We start from the raw sequence: 25,714 nt of genomic DNA on the forward strand, positions 1-25,714 counted from the left end.
CCCTTTGCGGGGCTGCTACATCTGCGGGCAGGGTGACAGGATCCCTAGGCTCCGCCATATGCTAAACCTGTTGTTTTGAACATGTTTCTCCTGTTTTTTCAGGTGATACCTCTGGACAAGGGCGGACCTCCTTCCCGATATTCGGGATCGGTATTGCCGAAGCGGAGAGCAGCTCGTGACCCGAGACACTATTTCAATTGAAATTTCCGACCTATCGCAATTTGCCCGCAGCCTGCGGTCGCAGTTGCCAGAATTGAATGACAAACCAAGCCATGTTGAAATGCTCAGCCTAGTGGCGCGCGCCGCCGGTTATCGCAACTATCAGCATTTGCGCGCCCGAAATACGCCGACCCCCAAGGCAGACGGGCGCCGTGTGACTCGCGCCGCGGCGCATTTCGACGATGCAGGGCACCTGCTGCGCTGGCCGGGAAAAACCGCGATCCAAGCCCTGTGCCTTTGGGTGCTTTGGGCCCGATTGCCTGCCCGCCAAACCCTGAGCGAGCGGGAAATTAGCCAGTTGATCGATACCCAGACGGTGTTTCGCGATGCGGCCCAAATTCGGCGCGGTATGGTCGAGCATGGCTTGGTGACGCGCAATCTGGATGGCTCTGCCTATCAGCGTGTCGAACAAGCCCCGCCGCCAGAAGCCCGCGCGCTGATGGTGCAATTTCCCCGGCGCGAAGTCTGACGTTGCGTTTCGCTTTGCCATTCGCGGATCTTCGGTATTTGATACGGACAACAAGTTAACGGAGTTCCCATGAAATACGATACGATCACCTATGGGGTCGCGGAGGATGTCGCGACCATCGCGATCAACCGTCCCGACGTTATGAACGCGCTCAACACCCAGATGCGGGCAGAACTGGCAGACGCCTTTGTTCGCGGCGGCAAAGAGGCGCGTGTGGTGGTGTTGACGGGGAATGGCAAAGCCTTTTGTTCAGGGCAGGATTTGGGCGACCGCAAAAGCGTTGCCGAACTGGATTTGCAGCGGACCTTGAACGACGAATATGTGCCGATGTTGCGGGCGATCTATGAATGCCCTGTGCCAACCATCGCCGCCGTCAATGGACCAGCTGCGGGCGCAGGGGCCAATCTGGCGCTGGCTGCCGATGTGGTTATCGCTTCGGAAAGCGCCTATTTCCTACAGGCGTTTTCGCGTATTGGCCTGATCCCTGACGCAGGCGGAACATGGTTCCTGCCGCGCCAGATCGGTCTTGCCAAAGCTATGGGCAAAGCCCTGTTTGCCGAGAAAATCAGTGCCCGTCAGGCGGATGAGTGGGGCATGATCTGGGAAGCCGTTCCAGACGCTGAATTTGAGATAATCTGGAAGGCCCGCGCCGCCCACTTGGCCAATGGCCCAACCGAAGCCTATGCCCGCATCAAACAGGCCATGCGCGCGTCTTACGACAACACGCTAGAGGATCAACTGTCGCTTGAAGCAACCTTGCAAGGCCAGTGCGGAAAGACGCGGGACTTTATGGAAGGTGTCATGGCGTTTTTGGACAAACGTCCACCGCAATACGAAGGCCGTTAAGCTTTTTTGGCATCTGACAGATTGAAAAGGGCGCGGGTGACCGCGCCCTAATTCGTTTTCCGGCCCCGTCAGGCCCCGCGGCAAAGGCACAAAAAAATCCGACCCCTTTTCAAGGACCGGATTTGATGAATTCGAAAGGGGCTAGAATTAGCGTGTTTCGATGTCTGTATAGTCGCGCTCTGTCTCACCGAGATACAACTGGCGAGGACGGCCAATTTTGTGCGCTGGATCGCTAAGCTGTTCTTTCCACTGCGAAATCCAACCAACAGTCCGCGACAGCGCAAAGATGGGTGTGAACATCGATGTGGGGAAACCCATGGCTTCCAAGATGATGCCCGAATAGAAATCGACGTTCGGGAACAGCTTTTTGTCAGCAAAGTATGGGTCAGCCAGTGCGGCCGCTTCCAAAGCTTTTGCAGTCGCGAGGATCGGGTTGTTTTCAACACCCAGCAGGTCCAGAACTTCGTCCGCGGACTGCTTCATCACAGTGGCGCGTGGGTCGAAGTTTTTATAGACGCGGTGGCCAAAGCCCATAAGGCGGAATGGATCGTCTTTGTCCTTCGCGCGGGCGATATACTCCGGAATGTTCTCGGGCGAGCCGATTTCCTTAAGCATTTCAAGACATGCTTGGTTGGCACCGCCATGCGATGGGCCCCAAAGACATGCGATACCAGCCGCAATACAAGCGAAGGGGTTGGCACCCGAAGACGATGCCAGACGCACAGTCGATGTCGACGCGTTCTGTTCGTGGTCCGCATGCAGGGTAAAGATACGGTCCATGGCGCGCGCCATGATTGGGTCAACAACATATTCTTCTGCGGGAACAGCAAAACACATGTGGATGAAGTTCGCAGCGTAATCCAGATCATTGCGTGGGTATACAAATGGCTGACCAACCGAATATTTGTAAGCCATCGCAGCAATCGTAGGCATTTTCGCGATCAAACGGTGTGACGCGATTTCGCGCTGGATCGGATCTGCGATATCGGTGCTGTCGTGGTAGAACGCGGACATTGCGCCAACAACACCAACCATTGTCGCCATTGGATGCGCATCGCGGCGGAAACCACGGAAGAAGTTGTGCATCTGCTCGTGGATCATGGTGTGGTTGGTGATCGTGCTTTCGAACTTTTCCAGCTCTGTTGCTGTTGGCAGTTCGCCGTAAAGCATCAGGTAGCACACTTCGAGGTAATGCGATTTTTCAGCCAGCTGATCGATCGGATAACCACGGTGCAACAATTCGCCTTTGCCGCCATCGATAAAGGTGATGGTGCTGTCGCAGCTGGCGGTGGATGTGAAGCCCGGGTCATAGGTGAACACGCCCGCTTGGGCATAAAGCTTGCGGATATCAAGAACATCCGGTCCGGCCGTAGGCGAGTGGATTGGCAATTCGAAGGATTGCCCATCGATAGTCAGAGTCGCGGTTTTGGTCGTTTCAGCCATGCGTGTTTTTCCCTTATTCTCGAACGTTGGCGGGCCGCTTTGGCGGCCCACGGTGTTAAATCTTCTATTCGGGAAACCGGCGCGATCTGCGTCAGCTGTCCCCCTTTGAAGCGGCCTGATTCAGCCGATCAAGGCTGACATCCCGTCCAAGCACAAGCATCATATCAAAAACACTTGGCGTAGCGGCCCGACCTGCCAGTGCCGCCCGGAGCGGGCCGGCCAGCTTGCCGAATTTCATGCCGTTCTCCTCAGCAAAGCGGTTTAGAACCGCCTCGAGTTCGTCTCGGGTCCAGCTAACATTTTGCAGCTGCGGCGTCAATGTGCGCAGTATACCACGGGATACCGTATCGAGGTGTTTTGCTGCTTTGTCCTCAACGTCCACCGGACCTTCAATCAGGGCAAAGTGTGCTTTATCAAGGAGTTCTGGGAAAGTCTTTGCCCGCTCCTTGAGGCAATATAGCGCGGCTTTCAGACGCTGCGACTGGACGTCGTTCAAAGCAGGAAGACCGGCAGATTGGCGATAAAGCTGTATTTCATGCAGCAACGCAGCATCATCGGTGACAGCATTGTGCTGGCCGCAGATGTTTTCAAGCTTTTTAAAGTCGAAGCGGGCCGGGGATTTGCCGATACCATCGGTCCCGAACCATTCTTTTGCCTGCGCGTCGCTAAAGAATTCATCATCCCCGTGCGACCAGCCAAGGCGGGCAAGGTAGTTGCGCATGCCAGCCGAGCAATAGCCCATCGCCTGATATTCTTCTACACCAAGCGCGCCGTGGCGTTTGGACAGCTTTTTGCCATCCGGCCCGTGGATCAACGGGATATGCGCATAAACTGGCAAGTCCCAGCCCATGGCAGAGTAGATCCCGATCTGGCGCGCAGCATTGTTCAGGTGGTCATCTCCGCGAATAACGTGAGTCACGCCCATGTCATGGTCATCGACCACAACGGCCAACATATAAACAGGTGTACCGTCGGACCGTAACAAAACCATGTCATCCAGGTTTTCGTTCTTGATACGAACGTCGCCCTGGACTTCATCATGAATGACGGTTTCGCCGGTAGTCGCCGATTTCAAGCGAACCACATAAGGTGCGTCAGGGTAGCTGCTGGGATCGGCGCCGCGCCACGGGCTTTGAAAATGCGTCGAAGTGCCGGCTGCACGGGCGGCCTCGCGAAAGGTTTCGATCTCGTCTTGGGTCGAGAAACACTTGTAGGCCGCGCCTTTGGACAGCAATTCATTGGCGACCTCGGCGTGGCGATCCGCACGGTCGAACTGGCTGATGACCTCGCCATCGAAATCCAGCCCCAGCCAATCCATGCCCTTCAAAATGGCAGCAGAAGCTTCGGGAGTAGAGCGGGCGCGGTCAGTGTCTTCGATCCGCAGCAGGAATTTACCGCCACGGCCACGGGCATACAGCCAGTTGAACAGCGCTGTGCGCGCGCCGCCGATATGAAGGTAGCCGGTGGGCGAAGGGGCAAAACGGGTTACGACAGCAGTCATCTTGGTTAACCTTTTGCTAACAGGGATTAGGGTAGCTTGAGGCGTTCCTTAAACACAGGTCCGGCCCAGAGCAAGCAAAGCGCGTGTTCGGGCCGCTTCAGGGCAAATATGGCACAAGCCTTTCACATGGTTGCAGCAGTGATGCTGGGGCAACGCGGGCACTTGTTTCCATGGTCTCCGGTCTTTCTTGCGGCCGGGATTGGCCTGTATTTTTCTTTGCGCGTTGAACCGGCTCTTTGGATGTTAACGGTGATAGGCCTATGTGGGGGTATCTGTGTTCTTCTTGGGGGGCGGATAGGTCCTGCGTTCGGACCGCTTGTGGCCGCGCTATCTCTGGCGGCGGTCGGGTTTTCACTTGCAGGGGCACGGGCGCATATGGTGGCGGGGCCGGTTCTGGATTTTCGCTATTATGGGCCGGTTCAGGGCCGCATTGTTGGCATTGACCGCTCTGCCTCGGACGCGCTGCGTCTAACGCTGGACCAAGTGGTGCTGGAGCGGATGGACCCTGACGATACACCGATACGGGTGCGGGTTTCTTTGCACGGGACCCAAGGCTACATTGATCCGCAACCGGGCGCTGTTGTGATCCTGACCGGACATCTATCGCCCCCTGGTGGTGCAGTGGAACCGGGCGGTTTTGATTTCCGCCGCCATGCATGGTTCAAGGAACTTGGGGCTGTTGGCTATACGCGCGCGCCTGTCTTATTGCTTGAATTTCCCGGATCCGGACAGGTCTTGTTCAAAGCCCGAATGTGGTTGTCGGAGCGTGTTCAATCGCAGTTGGACGGAGAAACCGGAGCCTTTGCCGCTGCCTTGATGACTGGTGACAGGTCGGGAATGGGCCAAGAAACCCTGCGCACCCTGCGCGCCACAAACCTCGCGCATTTGCTGGCGATTTCGGGGCTGCATATGGGGCTTTTGGCCGGATTTGTGTTTGCATCGGTGCGGATTGGCCTGTTGTTGATCCCCTATGCGCGTCACAACTGGCCGGTGAAAAAACTGGCAGCGGCGGCGGCGCTTTTGGCGGCCTTGGGGTATTTATCTTTGTCGGGAGGCAGTGTCGCGACCCAGCGCGCGTTTATTATGGCCGCGACAGCGCTGACGGCGCTGATGCTGAACAGGCGGGCATTGTCGTTGCGAAGTGTGGCAATGGCGGCCCTCGTTGTCTTGGTCTTTCGGCCGGAGGCTTTGGTCTCGCCGGGGTTTCAGATGTCTTTTGCAGCCACAACCGCGCTGGTGGCGGTGTTCGAGCAGATCACGATATGGCAACAGGGCCGGCAGATGCCGCGCTGGTTCGCGCCGGTGATGGGGTTGGTGGTGTCATCAGCTGTAGCGGGCTTTGCCACAGCGCCGGTGGGCATGGCGCATTTCAATATGGTGTCACAATACGGTTTGATCGCCAATTTGGTCTCGGTGCCCGTTATGGGGGCTGTAGTTGTACCGATGGCGGTCCTTGCGGCGTTGTTAATGCCCTTTGGGCTAGACTGGATTGCGCTGACAATCATGAGCTTTGGGCTGGACTGGATTTTGGGTGTTGCTGCCTGGATCGCCAGCTGGGACGGGGTGACACGGCCGGTTATAGCACCGGAGTGGCGGGTTCTGCCGCTGATGGCCTTCGGTGGGCTTTTCTTGTGTCTTTGGCGCGGGCCGGGACGTTCAGCCGGGCTTTTGCCAGTCGGTGCCGCGATCTTCCTTTGGATGGGCACAGAACGTCCGGTGCTTTTGGTGTCTGACACGGGCACGTTGGTTGGACTTATGACGGAGGAGGGCCGAGCTTTGTCGCGGCCCAAAGGATCGGGATTTGTTGCAGAAAACTGGCTTGAGAACGACGGACAGGGGGGCTCTCAGGAACAAGCGGCAGCCCTTTGGCCCGGTGAAATTGTCGCGCGGGTGGCGCGCGCTGCAATCGGGACGCGCGAAGTGCTGCATTTGCAGGGGAAACGCGCGGTTGCCAGCGTTGAAAGCTGCGAAGCCGCGCAAATTGTGATCTCAAGCGCAGAGGCCCATCCAACGGGCCCTTGCCAAGTGTTGGACCCCACAACCTTACGCTACACGGGCGCTGTCGCCTTTTGGCCAAGCGATACTGGGTTGCTGATGGTCACAGACAGGCAGGTATCGGGGCAGCGGTTGTGGCACGGACCCGAGTCCGAGCCCATGCAGCTTGCCGCCAAAGGTCAATAAGTCCGGATAAGTCCGACCAAACGGCCCTGCACACTGACCGACCCTTCGGGAAGGATGCGAGGCTCATAGGCTGGGTTTGCGGCCTCTAGCACAATCATACCACCACGGCGGCGAAAGCGTTTTAGCGTTGCTTCATAGCCTTCGACCTGCGCGACAACGATATCGCCCTCTTCGGCGTCGCTGCTTTCACGGATCACGACAACATCGCCATCATTGATACCAGCGTCGATCATGGAATCGCCTTTGACTTCAAGCGCATAGTGTTTTGAACTGCCCTGAACCATCTGGCCGGGAACCATCACACCGGGGGGGGCATCATTGATCGCCTCGATCGGGCGACCGGCCGCGATACGGCCCATCAAAGGCAGCTCTGCAATTGCACCGGTCGCAATGGCCAGTGCTGCCGCCGGCACCGCAGCAGGGCGGTCGCCCTCAATCACTTGTGGGCGGAAACCAGCAGGGGCACCGCCCAGACTTTCGGGGAGTTTCACAATTTCGATGGCGCGTGCGCGATGCGCCAGGCGGCGAATAAATCCGCGCTCTTCCAAAGCCGTGATCAGCCGGTGAATTCCCGACTTTGACCGCAGATCCAAAGCATCCTTCATCTCATCAAAACTGGGCGGCACGCCATCACGTGTCATGCGCTTGTTGATGAAATCCAAAAGATCCAATTGCTTTTTTGTCAGCATGACCTGCTCCCAACCTTGTGTCAGGTTTTGTTCTACCCCTGTTCCCGTTTTGTGTCAACGGACCTGTGGGTAAATCAATCAAAGCGGGATGTAATCAACCAATTCGCCTGTTTTGCGTGCCGGGTCATGCGGGGGCCTGACGAGCAAGGCATTCGAAGCGCCAAGCACGCTCAGCAGGCTGGAATCTTGCCGCTCGAACGCGGTCAAGCCACCCTGCGTGACTTCGGCACGCATATAGTGTTCGCGTGGACCATTTTCAGCAATTGGCGCGGCAAGCGGGCATTGGAGCCGTGCTGCGGGGGCCGTGCCCAAACCCTGCATCGCGCGAATAACAGGGGCGACAAAGATGTGCCCGCAAACCATGGCCGAGACTGGATTGCCGGGCAGGCCCATCATCATTGCGTCTGACATGCGACCAGACATCAATGGTTTTCCGGGGCGCATGGCGACTTTGTAAAAGGCGCGGTCCATCCCCAGATCACCGGCCACTTTGGCGACCAGATCGTGATCCCCGACCGAGGCCCCGCCAATGGTGATCACAAGATGCGCATCATCAATCAGGTCAAAAACTGCCCGCAGGGAGGCTTCGCTGTCGCGAGCGATGGGCAACAGCCGCGGCAGTGCCCCAAGGTCGCGCAGCATCGCATGCAGGCCAAAGGTGTTCGACGCGATTATTTGATCTGGTCCCGGATTTTCACCGGGCATCACCAGTTCATCGCCGGTCGAAATCAGGGCAACTTTGGGTTGCCGCGCAACTGTCACTGTCGGGATGTTCATTGCCGCCAAAAGCGCGACATCGTTGGGAGTGAGGCGGCGGGGGGCGCTGATGGTTTGACCAATTCCAAAATCACCGGCGGCCGGGCGGATGTTGTCTCCTGTGCCGATATCATTGATGGTGATCTGATCGCCGACGCGGGTGACGTTTTCTTGAATGGTGACATGGGTGACGCTGGCAGGCACCGGCGCGCCGGTAAAGATGCGAATGCAGCTGCCTTGGGCGATTTCACCATCAAATCGGTGTCCGGCAGCGGCCTCTCCGATCACCTGCAACTTTTGACCAACGTGCGGGTTTTGCGTGCCGTATCCATCCATGGCCGAAGCCGCAAAGGGAGGCTGATCGCGCCGCGCCGTTGCAGGCTGCACCATGACGCGGCCAGCGGCTTGGATCAAAGGCACCTCTTCGTGGCCCAGCGGATTTGCAAGGGCAAAGAGATGGTCGAGCGCTTCGGTGACAGAGATCATTCTTCGGCCTTTTCAAGTTGTTTAGCTTCCCAATCGGCATATGTTTGTCCGCTTGGTAATTTCCAACCTTTCCGCCCATTAGCGGAACGACCGGCTGCAATTGAGGCGGCTGCAGAAGGGCTGGTGAAAGCAACGTCTTCGGTTAGTATGCCTGCCTGACCGTCCTTACGAATGGTTCCGTTTGCGACGAGCTCGTCGTGTAACTTCCAGTAGTAAGTCTTTGGTTGGCGGTCACCGGCCCATTCAGAACGAACCCTAGACCCTTTTCGCATCACGAGTTCGTCCTCAACTTGGATAGCAGTTGCACAAACGTTGTTGCGTTGAACAGTAAATTCAAAAATGAGTTCACTTTTCGTAATTGGTGTTTCGATCTGATGTGGGGATAGAGTGCGTTTTCGAGACTGAAACAGATCCACTCGAATGGCCGGCAACACCATATGAAGCGTTTCTAGAAAACTCTCCATATTCGCGGTGGCAGCTTCGTTCAGGCTGGCCCGTGTCGGGATGTTGCCATTTTCCAAACGCATGACACCGGCATCTTTGGCGATTTCAACCAAGCGGCTTTCCAGATACTTCACGTGGGCTTTGTGCAAACCGTCGCCGGCTGTCGTAACCAGCACTACCTCGTCCCACCAATCTTTTTGGCTGGCGTGTTGGCGCAGCCGGTCGGCCATGTTTTCTGCCTCACCGATATAGGCCAGTGATCCGCTTTCATCTTGCCCCAGCAAGACGTAAACGCCGGTTTGTTTGGCCTCTGGGCGGCGCAGGCCGTCCGGCAGCCGGATCTTTGGGATACGCAAAACATGACCGGTCCAATTGAACACTTCGGCCGTCAGCATCCCGTCGGGGCGGCCGTCTACAAAGTAGAGTTCAAGTGACCGGCCCTTGTTCATGAGGCTTCGTAGCGTCCTGATTTACCGCCGTCTTTCAAGATCACGCGGGTGCCGCCGATCTCCATGGCTTTGTCCACGGCTTTGACCATGTCGTAGACCGTCAGGGCTGCGACGGACACAGCGGTCAGCGCTTCCATTTCGACGCCGGTTTGGCCGGTGGTTTTGACCGTCGCCTCGATCCGCAATCCGGGCAGGTCGGGGTCTTGGGTCAAATCGACGGTTACCTTTGTGACGGGCAGGGGGTGGCACAGTGGGATCAGTTCGGGTGTCTTTTTGGCCCCCATTATGCCAGCCAGACGCGCGACACCAATGACGTCGCCCTTCTTGGCGCGTCCTTCGGTGATCAACGCAAAAGTTTCGGGGGCCATTTTGACCCAGCCTTCGGCAGTGGCCACACGTGATGTCACGGCTTTTTCCGAGACATCAACCATATGGGCGTGGCCTTGGTCGTTGAAATGGGTCAGATCGCTCATGGTGTTTCCTTTACGCGGGCACCGGATTGGCCAGAAGGGTTTGGGTGGCGGCGCGCACATCGTCTTGGCGCATCAGGCTTTCACCAATCAAAAAGGCACGGGCACCGTATCCAGCCATGTCAGCCAGATCTTCGGGTGTGTTTAGCCCGCTTTCCGAGATCAAGAAACGCCCCTTTGGTAGGCCTTGCGACAGCACGCGCGTGGTATCCAGCGAGGTTTCAAAGGTTTTCAGGTTGCGATTGTTGACACCGATCAGCTTTGATTTCAGCTTTAATGCGCGCTCCAACTCGTCTGCATCATGCACTTCGATAAGGGCGTCCATGCCCCAGCCGAATGCAGCGTCTTCCAGCTCGGACGCTTGGGTGTCTGAAACGGAGGCCATGATGATCAAAATGCAATCTGCGTTCAGCGCGCGGGCCTCAGTGACCTGATATGTGTCATACATAAAGTCCTTGCGCAGAGCTGGCATATTGGTGGCGGCGCGGGCGGCCACCAAAAACTCTTTGGCCCCTTGGAATGACGGGGTATCGGTCAAAACGGACAGGCAAGTCGCGCCGCCGTCTTCATAAGCTTTGGCCAGTTTAGCCGGTTCAAAATCCGCGCGGATCAATCCCTTGGAGGGAGAGGCTTTTTTGATTTCGGAAATCAACCCATAGCCGGATTGCGCCGCGGTTATCAGCGCCTCGGCAAAGGGGCGGATCGGATCGGCGGATTTTGCGGCGGCTTCGATTTCGGCCAATGGGCGGGCCGCTTTGTCGGCGGCCACTTCTTCAAGCTTATAGGCTTTGATCTTGTCGAGGATGGTCGTCGTCATGCGTCTGTCCAGTTAATTTCAGTGTCTCCATTGGCTTTAAGCCACGCGTTGACCTTCGAAAAGGGGCGAGAGCCGAAAAAGCCGCGGCGGGCTGACAATGGCGAGGGATGTGCGGTTTTTAAGATGAAATGGTGCTTGCCGTGGATATGAGGCACAAAGCCCTGTGCGTGATTGCCCCACAAGACAAAGGCGCGCGGTTTGGTGGACAGCTCGGTTAGGACTTGTTCAGTGAGTTTGGACCAGCCAAGGTTTTTATGCGCATTGGCTTCGCCCGCTGGAACCGTCAGGGCTGAATTGAGCAGCAATACACCTTGGGCGGCCCAGCTGCGCAGATCTCCGGTTGTCGGAGCGGTTCCCAAGTCTTCGGCCATTTCCTGGTAAATGTTTTTCAGGCTGCGCGGCAAAGCAACGCCGGGTTCTACGGAAAATGCCAATCCATGCGCATGGCCGGGGGTCGGGTAGGGGTCCTGGCCCAAAATGACCACGCGGGTTGTGTCGGGTGAACACGCGTCCAATGCAGCAAATATTTGGCGTTCCGGTGGCAGGATGAGGCGCTGTTCCCCGGCAAGTTTGGTGGTGATTGCGGGAAGAGTGTCTTTGAAAAACGGCAGGTGGGTCCAAGCGGCGGGCGGGGTAAGGGGCATGGATTTTCCCTGTTGTCTGCGGTTTCGTTTTTGGCCGAATTCAGGCGGAATTGGCGGCGGGGAATGGGGGCTCTGCCCCCGTCCTTGCGGACTCCCCCGGGATTTTTGGGGACAGAAGAAACCGGATGCGGCCCTTCTGTTTTATGTGCTGGTCGTTTGTGTGGCCTTTGCCAGTGCTTCGATTTTAGCCAGGGCGGCACCGCTGTCGATGCTGGCACGTGCCATTTCGACACCGATGCGCAGGTCGTCGGCCTTGCCGGCAACGGTTAGGGCGGCGGCTGAATTAAGCAGGACGGCATCGCGATAGGCATTTTTTGCGCCGTTTAATATGGCGCGGAAAGCCATTGCGTTTTCTTCTGGTGTACCGCCAAGGATATCTTCGAAGGGGTGTACGGGCAGCCCTGCGTCTTCGGGATGCACTTCGGCCTCTTTGATTGATCCGTCTTCTTCGAGAGCTGCAACCCAAGAGATGCCGGAAATCGCCAACTCGTCAGTGCCATCGGACCCGTGGACCAACCATGCCCGTTCTGATCCGAGCTGGCCAAGTGTTTCGGCCATGGGGCGAATCAAATCACGGGTGAAAGCCCCGGTCAGCTGACGTTTTGCGCCAGCCGGGTTGGTCAATGGCCCGAGAATATTGAAAATTGTCCGTGTGCCCAGTTCCATTCGAACCGGCATGACGTGTTTCATGGCCGGATGGTGCATCGGAGCCATCATGAAACAAATGCCAACCTCGGCCAGCGCTTTTTCGACGGCTTCGGCCCCGATCATCACGTTGATGCCCATCTGGCCCAAGGCATCAGCCGCGCCGGATTTCGAAGACAGATTGCGGTTGCCGTGTTTGGCGACAACCTGACCTGCGCCCGCCACAACAAAGGCGGTGGCGGTTGAAATGTTCAAGGTGCCTTTGCCATCGCCGCCGGTGCCGACAATGTCCATCGCGCCGGCGGGGGCTTTAACCGCGTTGCATTTGGCGCGCATCACAGCGGCGGCAGCGGAATATTCATCAACGGTTTCGCCGCGGGTGCGCAGCGCCATCAACAGACCTGCAATTTGGGCTGGTGTCGCGTCGCCGTCAAACAAGACGGTAAAGGCTTGTTCCGCCTCGCTGCGGGTCAAAGGGCGGTCGGCCGCGGTGCCAATCAGCGGTTTTAAAAGATCGCTCATGCCGGTTCCTTGGTCAGATCGAGAAAGTTTTGCAGCATTGCGTGGCCATGTTCGGACCGGATCGATTCGGGGTGGAACTGGACGCCCTGAATGGGCAGGCTTTCGTGTTGCAGGCCCATGATGGTCCCGTCTTCCAGCTCTGCTGTGACTTGCAAGCAGGACGGCAGATCATCGCGGCGCACGACCAATGAGTGATAGCGTGTGCCCAAGAGAGGTGAGGGCAGGCCTTTGAACACGCCTTTGCCTGTATGGCGGATTTCGCCCATTTTGCCGTGCACAATTTCATCGTGGCGCACGACCGTACCGCCAAAGGCCTGACCGATGGTCTGATGGCCAAGGCACACACCCATCAGAGGGGTGCGGGTTTCGGCTGCGGCTTGGGTCAGTTCGAGACAAATACCAGCTTGGTCAGGGTCACACGGACCGGGGGACAGCAAGATCGACGATGGTTTTAACGCCATCGCATCTTGCACAGTCAGGCTGTCATTGCGGTGAACAGCAACATCTGCGCCCAATTCACCCAAGTAGTGAACAAGGTTGTAGGTGAAGCTGTCATAGTTATCTATCAGAAGAAGCATCGAATTACGCTCTTATGGCTGGCGGCGGGCCGCTTGGTCGCGGTATACATGCACAGGCAGGCCAACCGGCGTCAAGAGGTGCAGGACGGCAAGAGCAGGCGCAAAGCGCCGCAAAACGGGTGAGGACGAGCACATGGCACGTGGTTTCTTAGGCGGAGCGATCTGGGGTGTGGTGATTTCCGGCGTAGGTGCCGGAGCACTGTCTGTGGCGATGGGCCCAGCCGATCGGGATCGGTTCGCCGCTGTTGGGCAAGACAATATCCCGCTTGTGGCCGAGGATTTGGTGCAAGCGCCCGAACCTTCGCAAATCCCTGAAATGCCTGTGGAACCCGAAACGCCAAAGGCATCAACGGTGCCGTCAGAGCCGGATGCCGAACCGATTTCCGAGCCGGAACCCGAGCCAGAACCCGAACGAGAACCCGAGCCAGAGCCGGAAACTTCGGCAGCTGAACCCGCTATAGACCCGGCCAAACCGGGCCGCCGCCCCAATCCGGAAACCGCATTTGAGACACCTCAAGCGCCGGGCGGTGCTTTGGATGCACCGCAAGCTCCCTTTGCCGTGGGAGCCGACACCGCTTTGCCAGTTCCACCAACCGTTGGCGGCGCGCCTGTTGCGCCCGCCGGGGCGGAGCCTTCCTCGGAGGGCGCACAGGTGACTGTGGCCACCGATGCACCGGTTTTGCCCGCGGCGCAATCAGCGGTTCCCGGAGCACCTGAACCCGAAACATCGCTTGATATTTCGACCGAACCCGCACAGCCACCGCTTCCTGCGATATCGGCCGAAGAAACCGCATTGATCACTGAAGAAGCGCCAATTCCGGATAACGCGCTGGTCGCGTTGATTCCGCAAGAGGCTGAGGAAGAGCCCGTCCGACAAGAGACGGCTGTTGTTCCCGAACCTGTTCCTGCACCGCAACCTGCGCCGATTGCAATCGTGCAGCCCACCCCTGAGGCCGATCCGGATCGCCCTGCCATCGGCAAGCCCGCCGGATCGCTTTTGGACCGGACACAAGCCGTGCCTGCATCGCGGCTACCGCGATTGGGAAGCGAAGCAGATCAACCGCTTGAGAGCGCCGAATTATCGGGTACGCCATTGGTGCAGTTCGCAGTGAAGCCTAATCCGGTGCCCGCCGCTGACGTGCCGCGCATTTCCATCATTTTGATCGATGACGCGGTGGACACTTGGGGGCCAGAAGCAATCAAAACCCTGCCTATTCCGGTCAGCATTGCCATTCCTCCCTCGCACCCCGAGGCCGCAAAAACCGCAGCAGAATACCGCCAGTTGGGCTTTGAAGTCTTAGCGATGGCAGATATTCCGCTGGGCGCGACTCCCTCGGATGTCGAAGTGACCTTGTCAGGTACTTTGCAAGCTGTGCCAGGCGCGGTTGCTGTCTTGGAAGATCCGGACGGCGGTCTGCAATCGAGCCGCGATGTGTCCAGTCAGACGGCGACCTTTCTGGCAGCAAGTGGCCATGGTTTGGTCATGATGCCCAAAGGGTTGAACACCGCGCAGCAATTGGCGTTGAAGGCGGGTGTCCCCTCGGCCAGTCTGTTCCGTGATATGGATAATGACAACCAGGATGCTAGTGCAGTCCGTCGGGCTTTGGATCAGGCAACGTTTCGCGCCAAGCAAGAAGGGGCAGTGGTGATGTTGGGACGGTTGACAGCCAACACGCTGTCCGGTGTGATCCAATGGGGCCTGCAAGACAAAAACGCGAGCATCGCAATTGTGCCGGTTTCTACAATCTTGCAAGAGGCTGTGGCGCAGTAACGGACAGGGAACCGTTTCAGCCATCAACAGTGTCACAGCCGTGCGCGTTCCGGAGTTTGACCAAAGTTTGGCAATCCACGGGCCTCTAAGCCGATAAAATTGTCTTTGAGTCCCCTCTTGGCAATTGAACGCAGGGTGTTAAGCTGATCGCTTTAGAAAGACTTTGGGTGGCTGAAATGGCATTCTTGCGTTTGATGAGATCAGATTTTTTCACCGCTCTCGTGCCTTTTGAGGAGGTGTTTTCAAATGGGAGGCGGGCTTTGCCTGACCCGCCGACGGCAGAAGTATTTGAAATCCAGTACGATGTTTCGAGACCCGTTTTGGAAAATGATACGGATGTTCCCCCCCCTATAGAAGTGGACCTGTCTGGGATTGGGGATGAAGAGAGGGATTTCAATCCTGCCCTCTTAGAGCCTCACTACGACGCCGATCATTTTGAATTCGTGGGCAATAGTGATGCCGATGTCCCGGCATTCTCAGGGCAGGGTGCTACCGGGCCGACAGAGCCGGACTTCACACCAGTGACCATGGTCGCCGTTTCTGGAGATGGTCGCGGTGATCCTGACCCCGAACCGGACCCAGCAGTGGTTGAAGACAATGATCCGGACCCCGCGCCGGAACCGGTTGTGCAACCAAATACGCCAGCAGCGCCGACAGACATGGGGCGCAGTTCCGGGGCCACTGCGGGAACCCCATACGATTCGCCGCGCACTCCTGCTCCGGGGGATGACAATGCTGTATATGGCCGTGCGCCCGATGCCACACCTGAGGTCATCCCGGATTCCGGCCCCGTCACAACTTACACCAGCGGCGGGGCTGCGGCGACATCCTATAACGTCACCATCGATTTTACCGGCACTTGGACGACACAATTGCAGGCGGCCTTTATAGACGCTGCCGACTATCTAAGTACCATCATTCTTGCCGATATTCCTGATGTGATTGTTGATGGTTTGCCCGTTGATGACATCACGATCACCGCCACGCTTGAGGCTATTGACGGCGTCGGAGGCACCCTTGGCAGTGCTGGCCCGCGCGATGTGCGCTTTGACGGGACGTATCTTGCCTCGACCGGGGCGATGACCTTTGACAGCGCCGATGCGTCAAACCAGTTTGGTATCGGAAACTGGGAAACCATTGTCTTGCATGAAATGTTGCACGCGATGGGCTTTGGAACCTTGTGGTCCTACATGGGGCTTACCAGCGGATCGGTGGCCAGTGGCGATATGCGGTTTACCGGGGTGAATGCCTCTGAAACCTATTTGATAGAATTTCCGGGTGTCGCAGCCTCTGACCTCGGGTCGGCGCTTGGGGTGCCGATTGAAACGGATGGCGGCGCAGGAACAGCGGGCGGTCATTGGGATGAGGTGTTGTTCGATACGGAGATTATGACCGGCTATGTCGATCCCGACAGTTTCGTTTCGGATATGACCATCGCGGCACTTGAAGACATGGGATACGACACCGTCTTCGACAACCCATACGATGGGATAGACCTGTTTGGTCCGACACCTGCCAACCCGTTAGCAGATTTGTTTGCCTAAGCCTTTTGCGAAAAACAGGGCCGTAAACTTGGGCATTTGGACCTATGGGGCGGCCCAGCCCTCAAGCGTTGTTTCTAGATCACCGTAGCCTGTCTGGCGATGTTCAAAGCGCAGGCCCATGCGCTCAGCATGGGCACGGGCCATTTCCACCAGAGCCGGATCATGTGTTTGAGCCAGATAAACCAAGGCTTCGTAATTTCCGAAATACATGGACAAAAGCTCCGGATGCCGATCAAGGCCCAAGGGCTTCCAAACGAAGCTGTCGAACTGGCGTACCAAAAAATCCGTCAAAAAGAAGGACGTCACTTCGCCCCTGTCTTCAAAGGCTTGCACCCCGTCAAAGAAGGCATAGCAATGCGGACCTTGGACCATTTCAACGCCAAGCTCGGCGCAGGCAGCTTGTAGCAACCCACCGGTGCCGCAATCGGCATAGACGACATAGATTTTGGCGTATTGATCTTTGTGTTTCGCAACTGCATCGCGCACCGCATCGGTGATACGCTCGGGATGGACGTGTAAAATTGCGGGCAGGCAGGTCAGATCCAGGTGATCCCACCCGTTGCGGGCTTTGATATCAAGGATTTCGCGGGCCAATGCCCCGCAGGCCAAAAGCAAAATTTGCCCGTCGCCGTCAGGGGCCAAGCCAGTGGTCGCCAGTGTGGCGTCGTCAGCTGTGTGAGTCATCGAAGGGGACATGCGCCAGACCCCAGCGGGCCAGCAGCGCAACAATCAAAAGGACCGGCAGAACATTCACCACACCCCAAGCTGAAACGGCCATAACGGTCACTGCAGCGGCAGCGATGACGGAGACAAGTAGTAGCGCAAAGGATGTTACAGGCATTTTCGATTCCTCTTGAGGCGAGTATGTAACAGATAGATCTAAAGAAAAAGCACGTTTTCACGCCCAGTTTGTTTCCGAGGCGTTCCTCCGCCTAGAGACCAGATTTCCGCTTCAACTTGATGGCGGTTCCATAGGCGACAATTTCCGAGGCACCGCGGGTAATGGTCGATGTTTGAAGACGCATGCAGACAATCGCGTCGGCCCCCATGGCGTCGGCATCCGCGATCATTCGGTCCAGCGCCTGTTCGCGCGCACCTGCCATCAGGGATGAATACCCGCTCAACTCGCCTCCGACGATGGATTTGAGCGCAGCAACGATATCGGTGCCAACGTGTTTGGCGCGCACAGTTGCACCGCGTACCATACCAAGGGTCTCAACAGTTTCATAACCGGCAACGTGTTCAGTGGTCACAATCAGCACACTCAATACTCCATTTTGTCGTAGTGGTCGTCGTCTTCGCTGTTAAGCCGGTCTTGGATGACGCGATAAACGACATAGGCTGCGATGGCGGCGGGGATCAAGGCAAGCCAGGCAAAGGGAATGGATATTGCCGCAAGGATCAACGTGGTGATCCAAAAGGTGGCGACTGCGCCAGCCAGACAACACACAACAATCAGTACAAATCTATCTAGTTTCATCCGGCTCTCCCTTACTTAAACATAGGGCGGTTATGAGATAAAAAAAGACCCCGGCGATGTGCCAGGGTCTGATCGTTTGCCATGGGCTGCGGGATTTAACCGGCCGCCAATTGGTTGTGCTTGCGCGCCATGTATTCTTTGGCGGTTTCAACCGCGACCGCGGCGTCGCGACAATAGGAATCCGCGCCGATGGCTTTGCCGAACTCTTCGTTCAAAGGAGCGCCGCCAACCAAGACGACGTAGTCATCGCGGATGCCCATTTCGACCATCGTGTCGATTACCACCTTCATATAGGGCATGGTGGTGGTTAGCAGGGCCGACATGCCCAGAATGTCGGCCTCTTCGGCCTTGATCGCGTCGATATACGCGTCAACGGCGTTGTTGATGCCCAGATCGACAACTTCAAAGCCCGCGCCTTCCATCATCATCGACACTAGATTTTTGCCAATGTCGTGGATGTCGCCTTTGACCGTGCCAATCACCATTTTTCCCATACGCGGCGCGCCGGTTTCCGCCAATAGCGGCTTGAGGATGAACATGCCGCCCTTCATCGCATTGGCGGCCAACAGAACTTCGGGGACGAACAAGATGCCATCGCGGAAATCGGCACCGACGATTGTCATGCCACCGACAAGGGCTTCGGTCAGGATGCGGTAAGGTTCCCACTTGCGTTCCAGCAAGATATTGACGGCCTCTTCGATCTCTTCTTTGAGACCGTCATAGAGGTCGTCGAACATCTGTTGAACAAGTTCTTCGTCGTTGAGTTCGGACAGGATGATGTCGTCTTCTTCGTCGGACATTGGGGGCGTTTCCTTCATGCTGGCAGGTCGCGGCTGCACGTGTTCTTACGCGACTATTCTTCATTTTTACCTTCGGTCAAATGCCAGATTGCGACATTGGGCACTCTGGCAACGACTTTGGTGCTTTGATCGGGTTTTAAAACGACGGTTTCTTGTGTGTGTTCTTATTATGTTCTAACGTGTGGTATGTCTGATCCCTTGCGCCCTGTTGATCCCGATCGCCGCAAAGGCCGCGCGGCGCTGAGCCGTGATTGCGGTCGTTTTGAGCGGTTCTCCAAGGTGGACGAGGGGGATGGCTGGGACATTCCAGAAGACTTGCCGGTGATCCGCACCGAGATCCGCGAAGAGCGTCCGCGCAGTGTCATCAATTACGTGCGCTCTCCGGATTTGCCGTTTGACCGGACCTTGAACCCGTACAGGGGATGCGAACACGGATGTATCTATTGCTTTGCCCGCCCGACACATGCCTATCTGGGACTGTCGCCCGGTCTTGATTTCGAAACCAAACTGATCACGCGGCCTGATGCCCCCAGTGTTCTGGAGCGCGAATTGCGGTCCAAGCGCTACAGTGTTGCACCATTGGCGATTGGCACCAACACGGATCCCTATCAGCCGATTGAACGTGATCGCGGCATCATGCGCGCCTGTCTTGAGGTGTTGCGCGATTTTCGCCATCCGGTGGCGATTGTCACCAAGGGCACGCTGATCGAACGCGACATAGATATCCTGAGCGATATGGCGGCGCAGGGGCTGGCGCGGGTTGGGGTTTCGGTAACCACATTGGACGCGAGGCTGAGCCGCAAGATGGAGCCGCGCGCGCCTGCGCCGGTCCGCCGAATGCAGATGATCCGCCGGCTGACGGATGCTGGCATTCCCGTGCGCGTTATGGCCGCTCCGATGGTGCCAGCGCTGACTGATCCCGAACTTGAGGCGATTTTGGCGGCGGGCCGCGATGCCGGGGCCGATGCGGCCAGCTGGATTATGCTGCGCTTGCCGCTGGAGGTGGCACCTTTGTGGCAAGACTGGCTGAAGGTGCATTATCCGGATAGGGCAGGGCGTATCATGGGTCATCTGCGCGACATGCACGGCGGCGAAGCCTATTCGGCCGACTGGCACAAACGGATGCGTGGCCAAGGTGTATACGCCGATATGATGGCGCAGCGATTCCGCAGAGCGGTTCGCGCCTTGGGTTTGGCGCAAGAAACCGCGGCTTTGCGATGCGATTTGTTTCAACCGCCGCTGCGCACCGGTGATCAGATGAGTCTGTTTTAGGGAATGCGCCCCAAATTCCGTTGACGGAATTTGCAAATTCCATTGATGGAATTTGGGTCCCGCCTGCCACGATCTAGCGTAGAATCCGGACCGGGTGGTTGTTGCAAAAGATGACAGTTTGCCCGGCGTTTTCGACGGCGTGAAAGCCGCGTTTGTGTACTTCTGCCAAGAACCTGTCACGTCCAACTATCCTGTCGATATCCCGAGATTGACGACGCACTATTCCACCCTCTGCCGCTGCACGGGCAGAGAAGACAGAGTGCATCCAATCCTCAGGTCTTTGAGTGAACGGTATACGAGCCATGCCCGAAGCCTGCCCGCATTTCAGTTAACACTCGCTTAATGCTGTTCAGCCGCGGCGGCGTTTGTTCTTTCGGCTCGGGGCCGCACCACCGGCGTCGGTTCCGTCACTTTCCGAACTAAAACCACCCATCTTTTCAGTGATCAGTTCCAGCGTCGGGCTGTCACCCTTTGGAGTGTTTTCCAAGGCTTCGCGCATGGCCCGCAAGTGGTTCGGCATGGTGCCACAGCAGCCGCCAATGATCTTGGCCCCTGCGTTGCGTGCCAGAACCGCATATTCACCCATCAGTTCGGGTGTGCCGTCATAGTGTATGTGGCCGTCGTGGTACTTTGGAATGCCTGCGTTGCCTTTGGCAATGATCGGGGTTTGCGTACCCTGAGCCACAAAACCCTTGATGGTGCGCAGCAAATCCGATGCGCCGACGCCGCAGTTGGCCCCAAAAGCGATCGGCGTGTTGGGCAGGCTGTCCACCAGTTGAACCATCTGCGCCGAGGTCAGACCCATCATGGTCCGGCCTGCGGTGTCAAAGCTCATGGTGCCGCACCAAGGGGCACCGACATTGGCAAAGGCTTCGGCAGCGGCGCGGAATTCTTCGGGGGCAGAAATCGTTTCAACCCAAACCACATCTGCACCGCCGTCCATCAGGCCCTTGGCGGTTTCTTCGAACATCTCAACGGCGCTCTCGTGGCTCAGCGATCCGGCTTCTCCCATGATTTCGCCCGTTGGTCCGACAGAGCCGGCAACGATGATTTCGCGGTTTGCGGCATCGGCAACTTCGCGGCCCAGTTCAGCTGCCAGTTTTGACAGTTCATAGGCGCGGTGACCGGCGTCATGCAGTTTGAGGCGTGACGCATTGGCGCCAAAGGAATTGGTCAAAAACAAATCTGAACCCGCATCTACAGCGCCGCGATACAGCGCGCGGATCTTGTCTTGTTCAGTTTCGTTCCAGAACTCAGGCGCGTCACCGGACTGAAGGCCCATGTTGAACAAATTGGTGCCCGTGGCCCCATCGGCCAACAGCCAATCACGGGTTTCCAGAGCGCGGGAGAGAGCATTGGTCATGGGGTCTGCCTTTATAGGTTTGGGCGCGGTTTTTCACATCCCGCACTTATAAGCAAATTCATAATCTGCAAGATGGTTATGAATTTGGCGGCTATTGTCGGCCAATGATTTCATAGCTGTTCTGAATACCGGTTGGCATGTCCGACCAATCCAGTGCTTGTGTCCGAATTTGATGCGCCCAAAGGCAAACTGCCACAAGGCCTCTTAGTCTAAAACACGTTCTGCATTCGGGACGTGAAAGAACAGGGCCATTGAATAGACCGGTATTCTGGCCAGATTGAACCAATACGCCCCAGCCTCTCGCAAGATAGTTTTGGAGTTGGGCCCCCACTTTCTGCGTCCTTTTACATGCTGGCTCGGGAATACGGTGAGGTCAGAGTACCCGGCCCAGTAGAAAGATATCCAACTTCTGGGCAGGTGAAAACTGTCGGTGACAACACGCACAGAACTGCCTTCGGGAATTTGTGGCAATGAGAAGAGCGCATTTTGGAGCGTCGATCTGGCCTCGGGTTCAACGAAAATTGCGGTATCGGGGACACCAAGGTCGATTGCATGCCGAGCCATCAAGGCTGCAGCAGACGGCAAGTTTTCCGAAATGCCAGCCCCCGTGAAAACAATAGTCTTAGCTTTCCCCGATAGATAGAGCCTTGCGCACGTTGTGGCCCGTTGTGTGACCATCGGCTGCAGTTTTCCGGTTGTATAGGAAATTCCACCGCCTAAACACACAATAACATCAGTGGGCGCTAGATCGGTCCCAGAAGGCCAGATGTTTGCACGGGACGACACGACAACAATAGTCAATGTAGCAAGAAAAAGGCCGGACCCGAATAGGCCCAGCCTGAGAAGTAGTTTGATTATTCCCATTCAATCGTGCCCGGAGGCTTGGAGGTGATGTCATAGGTACAGCGGTTGATGCCCTTGACCTCGTTTATGATCCGCGTTGCGGTTTCACCAAGGAAGTCGTGGGTAAATGGATAGTAGTCCGCAGTCATACCATCGACCGATGTCACAGCGCGCAGGGCGCATGCGAAGTCGTAGGTGCGGCCATCGCCCATGACGCCAACGGTGCGCACAGGCAGGATGGCGACAAAGGCTTGCCAGATGTCGTCATACAGACCGTGTTTGCGGATTTGGTCGATGAACACGGCGTCTGCTTCGCGCAAGATCTCAAGCTTTTCGCGGGTGATTTCACCGGGGCAACGAATGGCAAGGCCGGGTCCGGGAAAGGGGTGACGGCCGATAAAGCTGGTCGGCAGGCCCAGTTCCAGACCCAAGGCGCGGACCTCGTCCTTGAAAAGCTCACGCAGGGGTTCAACCAGTTTTAGCCCCATTTTCTCGGGTAGGCCGCCAACGTTGTGGTGCGATTTGATTGTCACCGAAGGGCCGCCAGAGAAGGATACCGATTCAATCACATCGGGGTAGAGCGTACCTTGGGCCAGGAATTCGGCCCCGTCGATGGTGTCGGCATGCTTCTGGAACACGTCGATGAACAGCTTGCCGATGATCTTGCGCTTGGTTTCCGGATCAGATTGACCGTCCAATTCACCCAAGAACAGATCGCTTTCGTCGGCGTGAATCAGCTTGATGTTATAGTTGTCGCGGAACATGGCGACCACTTCGGTGGCTTCGTTCTTGCGCAGCAATCCGTGATCGACAAACACACAGGTCAGCTGATCGCCAATGGCTTCGTGCAACAGAATCGCCGTGACCGAACTGTCGACGCCGCCGGACAAGCCACAGATCACCTGTTTGTCGCCAACCTGGGCGCGGATCTTGCCGATCATTTCTTCGCGGTAGGCACCCATGGTCCAATCGCCGGAAAAGCCGGCCAGTTTGACAAAGTTCTCATAGAACTTTGCGCCGTTGGGGGTGTGGTGCACTTCGGGGTGGAACTGCACGGCATAGAAATTGCGCGACACATCTGCAGTGATCGCATAGGGCGCGTTGGGTGAGGTGCCATAGACCTCAAAACCGGGGGCCAACTGGCTGACATGGTCGCCGTGGCTCATCCAGACCTGTTCGCGGTCGGTATCATCTGTAAACCAGCCATCTAGCAAAGGCAGGGACTTGACCGAAGGCGTGACATAGGCGCGGCCAAATTCGGCGGTGCCATGGCCGCTGGTGACGGTGCCGCCCAGCTGCTGCATCATGGTCTGTTGACCATAGCAGATGCCAAGGATCGGCAGGCCAAGGTCAAAGATTTCCTGCGGCGCGCGGGGGCTTCCCTCACGGGTCACACTATCAGGTCCACCGGACAAGATGATCGCACGCGGCGCCATCTGTTTGACCATGTCGATGGTCACGGCCTGATAGGGGTGGATTTCGCAATAGACGTTCAACTCACGCAGGCGGCGCGCAATCAATTGCGTCACCTGAGAGCCAAAGTCGATGATCAAAAGGCGGTCATGCTGGGTGCTGTTCATGGCCTCGCGGATAGTCCGCGCGCGGGCTATGTGCAAGCCTTTTGGACGTGTTTAGAGCAAATCTGCCAATCCGTCAGGGTAAAGGGCGACGCGGCCAGCACGTGCTTTGGCCAATGAGATCCATTTCGCGTGCATTTCGATGCCGTCTTGTTCGGCAAAAGACAGCTGGTCGGCTGCGTAGATGTCAGCGTTGACAAAGCGGGCTTCGAAGATCAGCGCGATCTCATGACCGGTGTGGCCATGGTGGGTGAATAGGTTTTCCATCACGCCAATCTGCTGCAGGTCGCAAATTTCCTGACCAGTTTCTTCGCGCAGCTCGCGGATCAACGCGTCACTGGCGTGTTCGCCGAATTCGATCCCGCCGCCAAGGGGGCGCCAGCCTTTGATCTGTGCGTTATCGTCATGGACCGGACCAGCAAGGACATAGTCGCCGCGCCGAAAGATCGCGATGGTCAGTGCGCGCACCTGTTGACGCGGGCGCCAAGGCGGCGGGATTTGTGCAACATCGGGGCGGGGACCGTGGTCATGTCCGCCGCCGCATCCGCAACCCGATCCGCAAGACTGATCATGTGGCATGTGCTGTTTCCTTGTTGGGCCGGTTTGCCATGTGTCGATGTTCGGCTTGTGCACATGTTTGGCGTGCAAACGCCTCATTGACAACGGGGCATAAGAAAACAAGCCTAAGGGTGATTTGACCGTATGGCTTGTAAAAGGAATGTCCTATGTCGTGGCTCCCCACTTTGATCACCAAAACCCCCGAAGAAGGGTATGATCTGGCTATCAAACTGTCACGTATGGCCGTGAAAAAGACCCAGCCGGATGATGCGGCGCGCGGTGCGATGCGGCCCGACTATGCCAATAGTGCCGATAGCCTGACACAGGTGTCACATGTTGTTGCGACCAATTTTCAGACAGTGGCGCAGGCCAATAATTTCTGGCGTGACTAATCGAAGACCCCGAGCGGGCAACGCGCCAATCTTTTAGGGTTTTACAAGCAGGCCAGTGGCCGGAGCGGTGCTTTGCTTGGGTCGCGGGCGTGTCGATGGCGGCGGCGCGATAACAGTGCCGGGATCTTGGGCGATCTGTTTGCGCATGGCGCGAGGCGAGACATCGCGCGCTTCATATTCGGCGCAATCCTTGGTCTCTTTGTTGCACATCGTACAATAGGTTATGTCGCTCGCCGGATCTTCAAAACAGCATCCGATGGAACTGTTGGTTTCGATGGTGAAGGTGTCCGGGGTCTGGCTGCACAAAAACAGGTTTGAATTGGCTTCGCTGCGGCTGATCGGGGTGCGTTTGGCGGCATGTGCTTCGCTGCACATCATCATTGCGGCACAGGCGAGGGCGGCGGTTTTGAAAAACAGGGACATGGCAGGACTTTCTGGGTTGGGAAAGGGGCGTGTGTCTGCCCCTGACCCTATAGACCTCAGGATACTTTTATAGTCTGGCTTGCCCTACCGAAGGTATACCTTACTCAGCGGGCGGTTTGCTCTGCGCGTCAAACACTTCAAGGGCAGCGTTTAGCGCGTTGATTGCTGCGGGCATGCCGCCATAAAGCGACATTTGCCAAATGGCTTCGGCGATTTCTTCTTGGGTCAGCCCCGCCTTGAGCCCGCCTGCGATATTGACCTTGAGCTGGGGAGCGGTTTGTCCGCCCAAAGCAGTCAAGGCGGCAATGGTCGCCAGATAGCGATCACGCAGGGGCAGACCGGGGCGGGCATATTGGCGGCCATAGGCAAAGTCCACAATGCCTTCGGCCATTCCGGGCAGCAGATGGCCATAGCGCGCGTTCAATGCGTTTTCCATTCCGGGGTTGAGCTGCTCTGACAAGATACGGCCGGTTTCTGTGGTATTGGTCATTTGAAATATCCCATGCAAATTAGAAGTTTAGAGATGGCGAAT

General features: G+C 57.0%; 28 protein-coding genes. 7 read left to right on the forward strand and 21 right to left on the reverse strand.

Features of this window, described 5'->3' with window-relative positions; translation table 11 throughout:
* Positions 1–175: 175 nt before the first annotated feature.
* Together C8N36_RS00290 and C8N36_RS00295 are read left to right on the forward strand one after the other, a co-directional pair.
* Positions 176–688: a DUF2087 domain-containing protein gene (locus C8N36_RS00290; RefSeq protein WP_176527059.1), complete on the forward strand. Its 513-nt coding sequence runs from the start codon at positions 176–178 to the stop codon at positions 686–688.
* Between the two features lie 69 nt (positions 689–757).
* Positions 758–1,534, forward strand: coding sequence for an enoyl-CoA hydratase-related protein (locus C8N36_RS00295; RefSeq protein WP_097802935.1), 777 nt, complete (start codon positions 758–760; stop codon positions 1,532–1,534).
* A 147-nt stretch (positions 1,535–1,681) separates the two neighbouring features.
* Here C8N36_RS00295 and gltA read toward each other — a convergent pair whose 3' ends face one another.
* Together gltA and gltX are read right to left on the reverse strand one after the other, a co-directional pair.
* The gene (gene gltA, locus C8N36_RS00300) at positions 1,682–2,977 is read right to left on the reverse strand and encodes a citrate synthase (RefSeq protein WP_097803018.1); all 1,296 of its coding nucleotides are present in this window, start codon (positions 2,975–2,977) and stop codon (positions 1,682–1,684) included.
* Between the two features lie 91 nt (positions 2,978–3,068).
* Positions 3,069–4,478: a glutamate--tRNA ligase gene (gene gltX, locus C8N36_RS00305; protein ID WP_097802934.1), complete on the reverse strand. Its 1,410-nt coding sequence runs from the start codon at positions 4,476–4,478 to the stop codon at positions 3,069–3,071.
* A gap of 108 nt (positions 4,479–4,586) precedes the next feature.
* Between gltX and C8N36_RS00310 the strand changes: the two genes are divergently transcribed.
* Positions 4,587–6,659: a ComEC/Rec2 family competence protein gene (locus tag C8N36_RS00310; protein WP_097802933.1), complete on the forward strand. Its 2,073-nt coding sequence runs from the start codon at positions 4,587–4,589 to the stop codon at positions 6,657–6,659.
* On the opposite strand, the gene lexA is transcribed toward C8N36_RS00310, so the two are convergent.
* The 8 genes from lexA to C8N36_RS00350 all read right to left on the reverse strand — a co-directional run bounded on the left by lexA (position 6,653) and on the right by C8N36_RS00350 (position 13,159).
* Positions 6,653–7,348: a transcriptional repressor LexA gene (gene lexA, locus C8N36_RS00315; protein ID WP_097802932.1), complete on the reverse strand. Its 696-nt coding sequence runs from the start codon at positions 7,346–7,348 to the stop codon at positions 6,653–6,655. The two genes, C8N36_RS00310 and lexA, sit on opposite strands and share 7 nt — an antisense overlap.
* A 78-nt stretch (positions 7,349–7,426) precedes the next feature.
* The gene (locus C8N36_RS00320) at positions 7,427–8,590 is read right to left on the reverse strand and encodes a molybdopterin molybdotransferase MoeA (protein ID WP_097802931.1); all 1,164 of its coding nucleotides are present in this window, start codon (positions 8,588–8,590) and stop codon (positions 7,427–7,429) included.
* On the reverse strand, positions 8,587–9,483 hold the full coding sequence (locus tag C8N36_RS00325; protein WP_097802930.1) for a GIY-YIG nuclease family protein: 897 nt from the start codon (positions 9,481–9,483) through the stop codon (positions 8,587–8,589). Before C8N36_RS00325 ends, C8N36_RS00320 begins: the two co-directional genes overlap by 4 nt.
* Entirely contained in the window at positions 9,480–9,956 is a 477-nt protein-coding gene (gene moaC, locus C8N36_RS00330) for a cyclic pyranopterin monophosphate synthase MoaC (protein WP_097802929.1), read from the reverse strand. The genes C8N36_RS00325 and moaC overlap by 4 nt, the downstream gene beginning before the upstream one ends.
* Before the next feature lie 10 nt (positions 9,957–9,966).
* Positions 9,967–10,770, reverse strand: a complete 804-nt coding sequence (gene trpC / locus C8N36_RS00335; RefSeq protein ID WP_097802928.1) for an indole-3-glycerol phosphate synthase TrpC — start codon at positions 10,768–10,770, stop codon at positions 9,967–9,969.
* The gene (locus C8N36_RS00340; RefSeq protein ID WP_097802927.1) at positions 10,767–11,414 is read right to left on the reverse strand and encodes a uracil-DNA glycosylase; all 648 of its coding nucleotides are present in this window, start codon (positions 11,412–11,414) and stop codon (positions 10,767–10,769) included. The genes trpC and C8N36_RS00340 overlap by 4 nt, the downstream gene beginning before the upstream one ends.
* A gap of 141 nt (positions 11,415–11,555) precedes the next feature.
* Positions 11,556–12,581 carry an anthranilate phosphoribosyltransferase gene (gene trpD, locus C8N36_RS00345; protein WP_097802926.1) on the reverse strand — a complete coding sequence of 342 codons (1,026 nt, stop codon included), beginning with the start codon at positions 12,579–12,581 and terminating at the stop codon, positions 11,556–11,558.
* Positions 12,578–13,159, reverse strand: coding sequence for an anthranilate synthase component II (locus C8N36_RS00350; RefSeq protein WP_097802925.1), 582 nt, complete (start codon positions 13,157–13,159; stop codon positions 12,578–12,580). Before C8N36_RS00350 ends, trpD begins: the two co-directional genes overlap by 4 nt.
* 133 nt (positions 13,160–13,292) lie before the next feature.
* On the opposite strand from C8N36_RS00350, the gene C8N36_RS00355 reads away from it, so the two are divergent.
* Positions 13,293–14,930 carry a divergent polysaccharide deacetylase family protein gene (locus tag C8N36_RS00355; RefSeq protein WP_170125757.1) on the forward strand — a complete coding sequence of 546 codons (1,638 nt, stop codon included), beginning with the start codon at positions 13,293–13,295 and terminating at the stop codon, positions 14,928–14,930.
* A 260-nt stretch (positions 14,931–15,190) separates the two neighbouring features.
* The gene (locus C8N36_RS00360; RefSeq protein ID WP_170125758.1) at positions 15,191–16,474 is read left to right on the forward strand and encodes a leishmanolysin-related zinc metalloendopeptidase; all 1,284 of its coding nucleotides are present in this window, start codon (positions 15,191–15,193) and stop codon (positions 16,472–16,474) included.
* A gap of 42 nt (positions 16,475–16,516) precedes the next feature.
* Here the strand turns inward: C8N36_RS00360 and C8N36_RS00365 are convergent, their stop codons facing one another.
* The 5 genes from C8N36_RS00365 to C8N36_RS00380 form a co-directional block, all read right to left on the reverse strand.
* The gene (locus tag C8N36_RS00365; protein WP_097802922.1) at positions 16,517–17,158 is read right to left on the reverse strand and encodes a DUF1638 domain-containing protein; all 642 of its coding nucleotides are present in this window, start codon (positions 17,156–17,158) and stop codon (positions 16,517–16,519) included.
* Complete coding sequence (locus C8N36_RS24040) at positions 17,142–17,315, reverse strand: hypothetical protein (protein ID WP_170125759.1); 174 nt, start codon at positions 17,313–17,315, stop codon at positions 17,142–17,144. Before C8N36_RS24040 ends, C8N36_RS00365 begins: the two co-directional genes overlap by 17 nt.
* Positions 17,316–17,406: 91 nt before the next feature.
* Positions 17,407–17,736: a YbjQ family protein gene (locus C8N36_RS00370; protein ID WP_097802921.1), complete on the reverse strand. Its 330-nt coding sequence runs from the start codon at positions 17,734–17,736 to the stop codon at positions 17,407–17,409.
* 2 nt (positions 17,737–17,738) lie between these two features.
* Entirely contained in the window at positions 17,739–17,954 is a 216-nt protein-coding gene (locus C8N36_RS00375; RefSeq protein WP_097802920.1) for a hypothetical protein, read from the reverse strand.
* A 95-nt stretch (positions 17,955–18,049) separates the two neighbouring features.
* Positions 18,050–18,754 carry a corrinoid protein gene (locus C8N36_RS00380; RefSeq protein WP_097803017.1) on the reverse strand — a complete coding sequence of 235 codons (705 nt, stop codon included), beginning with the start codon at positions 18,752–18,754 and terminating at the stop codon, positions 18,050–18,052.
* Between the two features lie 186 nt (positions 18,755–18,940).
* Between C8N36_RS00380 and C8N36_RS00385 the strand changes: the two genes are divergently transcribed.
* Complete coding sequence (locus C8N36_RS00385; RefSeq protein ID WP_097802919.1) at positions 18,941–20,026, forward strand: PA0069 family radical SAM protein; 1,086 nt, start codon at positions 18,941–18,943, stop codon at positions 20,024–20,026.
* 349 nt (positions 20,027–20,375) lie between these two features.
* On the opposite strand, the gene bmt is transcribed toward C8N36_RS00385, so the two are convergent.
* From bmt to C8N36_RS00410, 4 genes are all read right to left on the reverse strand, one after another.
* On the reverse strand, positions 20,376–21,389 hold the full coding sequence (gene bmt / locus C8N36_RS00395) for a betaine--homocysteine S-methyltransferase (protein ID WP_097802917.1): 1,014 nt from the start codon (positions 21,387–21,389) through the stop codon (positions 20,376–20,378).
* A 204-nt stretch (positions 21,390–21,593) separates the two neighbouring features.
* Positions 21,594–22,253 (reverse strand): YdcF family protein, encoded by a 660-nt coding sequence (locus C8N36_RS00400; RefSeq protein WP_097802916.1) that lies wholly within the window; start codon positions 22,251–22,253, stop codon positions 21,594–21,596.
* Positions 22,244–23,812, reverse strand: coding sequence for a glutamine-hydrolyzing GMP synthase (gene guaA / locus C8N36_RS00405; protein ID WP_097802915.1), 1,569 nt, complete (start codon positions 23,810–23,812; stop codon positions 22,244–22,246). Before guaA ends, C8N36_RS00400 begins: the two co-directional genes overlap by 10 nt.
* Before the next feature lie 51 nt (positions 23,813–23,863).
* The gene (locus tag C8N36_RS00410; RefSeq protein WP_170125760.1) at positions 23,864–24,388 is read right to left on the reverse strand and encodes an NUDIX hydrolase; all 525 of its coding nucleotides are present in this window, start codon (positions 24,386–24,388) and stop codon (positions 23,864–23,866) included.
* Positions 24,389–24,534: 146 nt separating this feature from the next.
* Between C8N36_RS00410 and C8N36_RS00415 the strand changes: the two genes are divergently transcribed.
* Positions 24,535–24,759, forward strand: a complete 225-nt coding sequence (locus C8N36_RS00415; protein ID WP_097802913.1) for a hexameric tyrosine-coordinated heme protein — start codon at positions 24,535–24,537, stop codon at positions 24,757–24,759.
* A 33-nt stretch (positions 24,760–24,792) separates the two neighbouring features.
* Here C8N36_RS00415 and C8N36_RS00420 read toward each other — a convergent pair whose 3' ends face one another.
* A complete protein-coding gene (locus C8N36_RS00420; RefSeq protein WP_097802912.1) occupies positions 24,793–25,182 on the reverse strand; it encodes a hypothetical protein in 390 nt (129 codons plus the stop codon).
* 100 nt (positions 25,183–25,282) lie between these two features.
* Positions 25,283–25,672 (reverse strand): carboxymuconolactone decarboxylase family protein, encoded by a 390-nt coding sequence (locus C8N36_RS00425; protein ID WP_097802911.1) that lies wholly within the window; start codon positions 25,670–25,672, stop codon positions 25,283–25,285.
* Positions 25,673–25,714 lie beyond the last annotated feature (42 nt).

Origin of the sequence: Pelagimonas varians (assembly GCF_003208435.1) — a bacterium.
In the GTDB taxonomy this organism is placed as follows: Bacteria; Pseudomonadota; Alphaproteobacteria; order Rhodobacterales; family Rhodobacteraceae; genus Pelagimonas; species Pelagimonas varians.

What these genes read in the sequence shown, in the direction of transcription:
- C8N36_RS00420 (WP_097802912.1), bottom strand. Translation starts at nt 25,182, where the DNA reads ATGTCCCTGTTTTTCAAAACCGCCGCCCTCGCCTGTGCCGCAATGATG.
- C8N36_RS00385 (WP_097802919.1), top strand. Translation starts at nt 18,941, where the DNA reads ATGTCTGATCCCTTGCGCCCTGTTGATCCCGATCGCCGCAAAGGCCGC.
- C8N36_RS00320 (WP_097802931.1), bottom strand. Translation starts at nt 8,590, where the DNA reads ATGATCTCTGTCACCGAAGCGCTCGACCATCTCTTTGCCCTTGCAAAT.
- C8N36_RS00295 (WP_097802935.1), top strand. Translation starts at nt 758, where the DNA reads ATGAAATACGATACGATCACCTATGGGGTCGCGGAGGATGTCGCGACC.
- trpC (WP_097802928.1), bottom strand. Translation starts at nt 10,770, where the DNA reads ATGACGACGACCATCCTCGACAAGATCAAAGCCTATAAGCTTGAAGAA.
- C8N36_RS24040 (WP_170125759.1), bottom strand. Translation starts at nt 17,315, where the DNA reads ATGCCTGTAACATCCTTTGCGCTACTACTTGTCTCCGTCATCGCTGCC.
- gltA (WP_097803018.1), bottom strand. Translation starts at nt 2,977, where the DNA reads ATGGCTGAAACGACCAAAACCGCGACTCTGACTATCGATGGGCAATCC.
- C8N36_RS00325 (WP_097802930.1), bottom strand. Translation starts at nt 9,483, where the DNA reads ATGAACAAGGGCCGGTCACTTGAACTCTACTTTGTAGACGGCCGCCCC.
- guaA (WP_097802915.1), bottom strand. Translation starts at nt 23,812, where the DNA reads ATGAACAGCACCCAGCATGACCGCCTTTTGATCATCGACTTTGGCTCT.
- C8N36_RS00425 (WP_097802911.1), bottom strand. Translation starts at nt 25,672, where the DNA reads ATGACCAATACCACAGAAACCGGCCGTATCTTGTCAGAGCAGCTCAAC.
- C8N36_RS00400 (WP_097802916.1), bottom strand. Translation starts at nt 22,253, where the DNA reads ATGGGAATAATCAAACTACTTCTCAGGCTGGGCCTATTCGGGTCCGGC.
- lexA (WP_097802932.1), bottom strand. Translation starts at nt 7,348, where the DNA reads ATGCTGACAAAAAAGCAATTGGATCTTTTGGATTTCATCAACAAGCGC.
- trpD (WP_097802926.1), bottom strand. Translation starts at nt 12,581, where the DNA reads ATGAGCGATCTTTTAAAACCGCTGATTGGCACCGCGGCCGACCGCCCT.
- C8N36_RS00375 (WP_097802920.1), bottom strand. Translation starts at nt 17,954, where the DNA reads ATGAAACTAGATAGATTTGTACTGATTGTTGTGTGTTGTCTGGCTGGC.
- C8N36_RS00355 (WP_170125757.1), top strand. Translation starts at nt 13,293, where the DNA reads ATGGCACGTGGTTTCTTAGGCGGAGCGATCTGGGGTGTGGTGATTTCC.
- moaC (WP_097802929.1), bottom strand. Translation starts at nt 9,956, where the DNA reads ATGAGCGATCTGACCCATTTCAACGACCAAGGCCACGCCCATATGGTT.
- C8N36_RS00415 (WP_097802913.1), top strand. Translation starts at nt 24,535, where the DNA reads ATGTCGTGGCTCCCCACTTTGATCACCAAAACCCCCGAAGAAGGGTAT.
- gltX (WP_097802934.1), bottom strand. Translation starts at nt 4,478, where the DNA reads ATGACTGCTGTCGTAACCCGTTTTGCCCCTTCGCCCACCGGCTACCTT.
- C8N36_RS00410 (WP_170125760.1), bottom strand. Translation starts at nt 24,388, where the DNA reads ATGCCACATGATCAGTCTTGCGGATCGGGTTGCGGATGCGGCGGCGGA.
- C8N36_RS00340 (WP_097802927.1), bottom strand. Translation starts at nt 11,414, where the DNA reads ATGCCCCTTACCCCGCCCGCCGCTTGGACCCACCTGCCGTTTTTCAAA.
- C8N36_RS00350 (WP_097802925.1), bottom strand. Translation starts at nt 13,159, where the DNA reads ATGCTTCTTCTGATAGATAACTATGACAGCTTCACCTACAACCTTGTT.
- C8N36_RS00365 (WP_097802922.1), bottom strand. Translation starts at nt 17,158, where the DNA reads ATGACTCACACAGCTGACGACGCCACACTGGCGACCACTGGCTTGGCC.
- bmt (WP_097802917.1), bottom strand. Translation starts at nt 21,389, where the DNA reads ATGACCAATGCTCTCTCCCGCGCTCTGGAAACCCGTGATTGGCTGTTG.
- C8N36_RS00310 (WP_097802933.1), top strand. Translation starts at nt 4,587, where the DNA reads ATGGCACAAGCCTTTCACATGGTTGCAGCAGTGATGCTGGGGCAACGC.
- C8N36_RS00380 (WP_097803017.1), bottom strand. Translation starts at nt 18,754, where the DNA reads ATGTCCGACGAAGAAGACGACATCATCCTGTCCGAACTCAACGACGAA.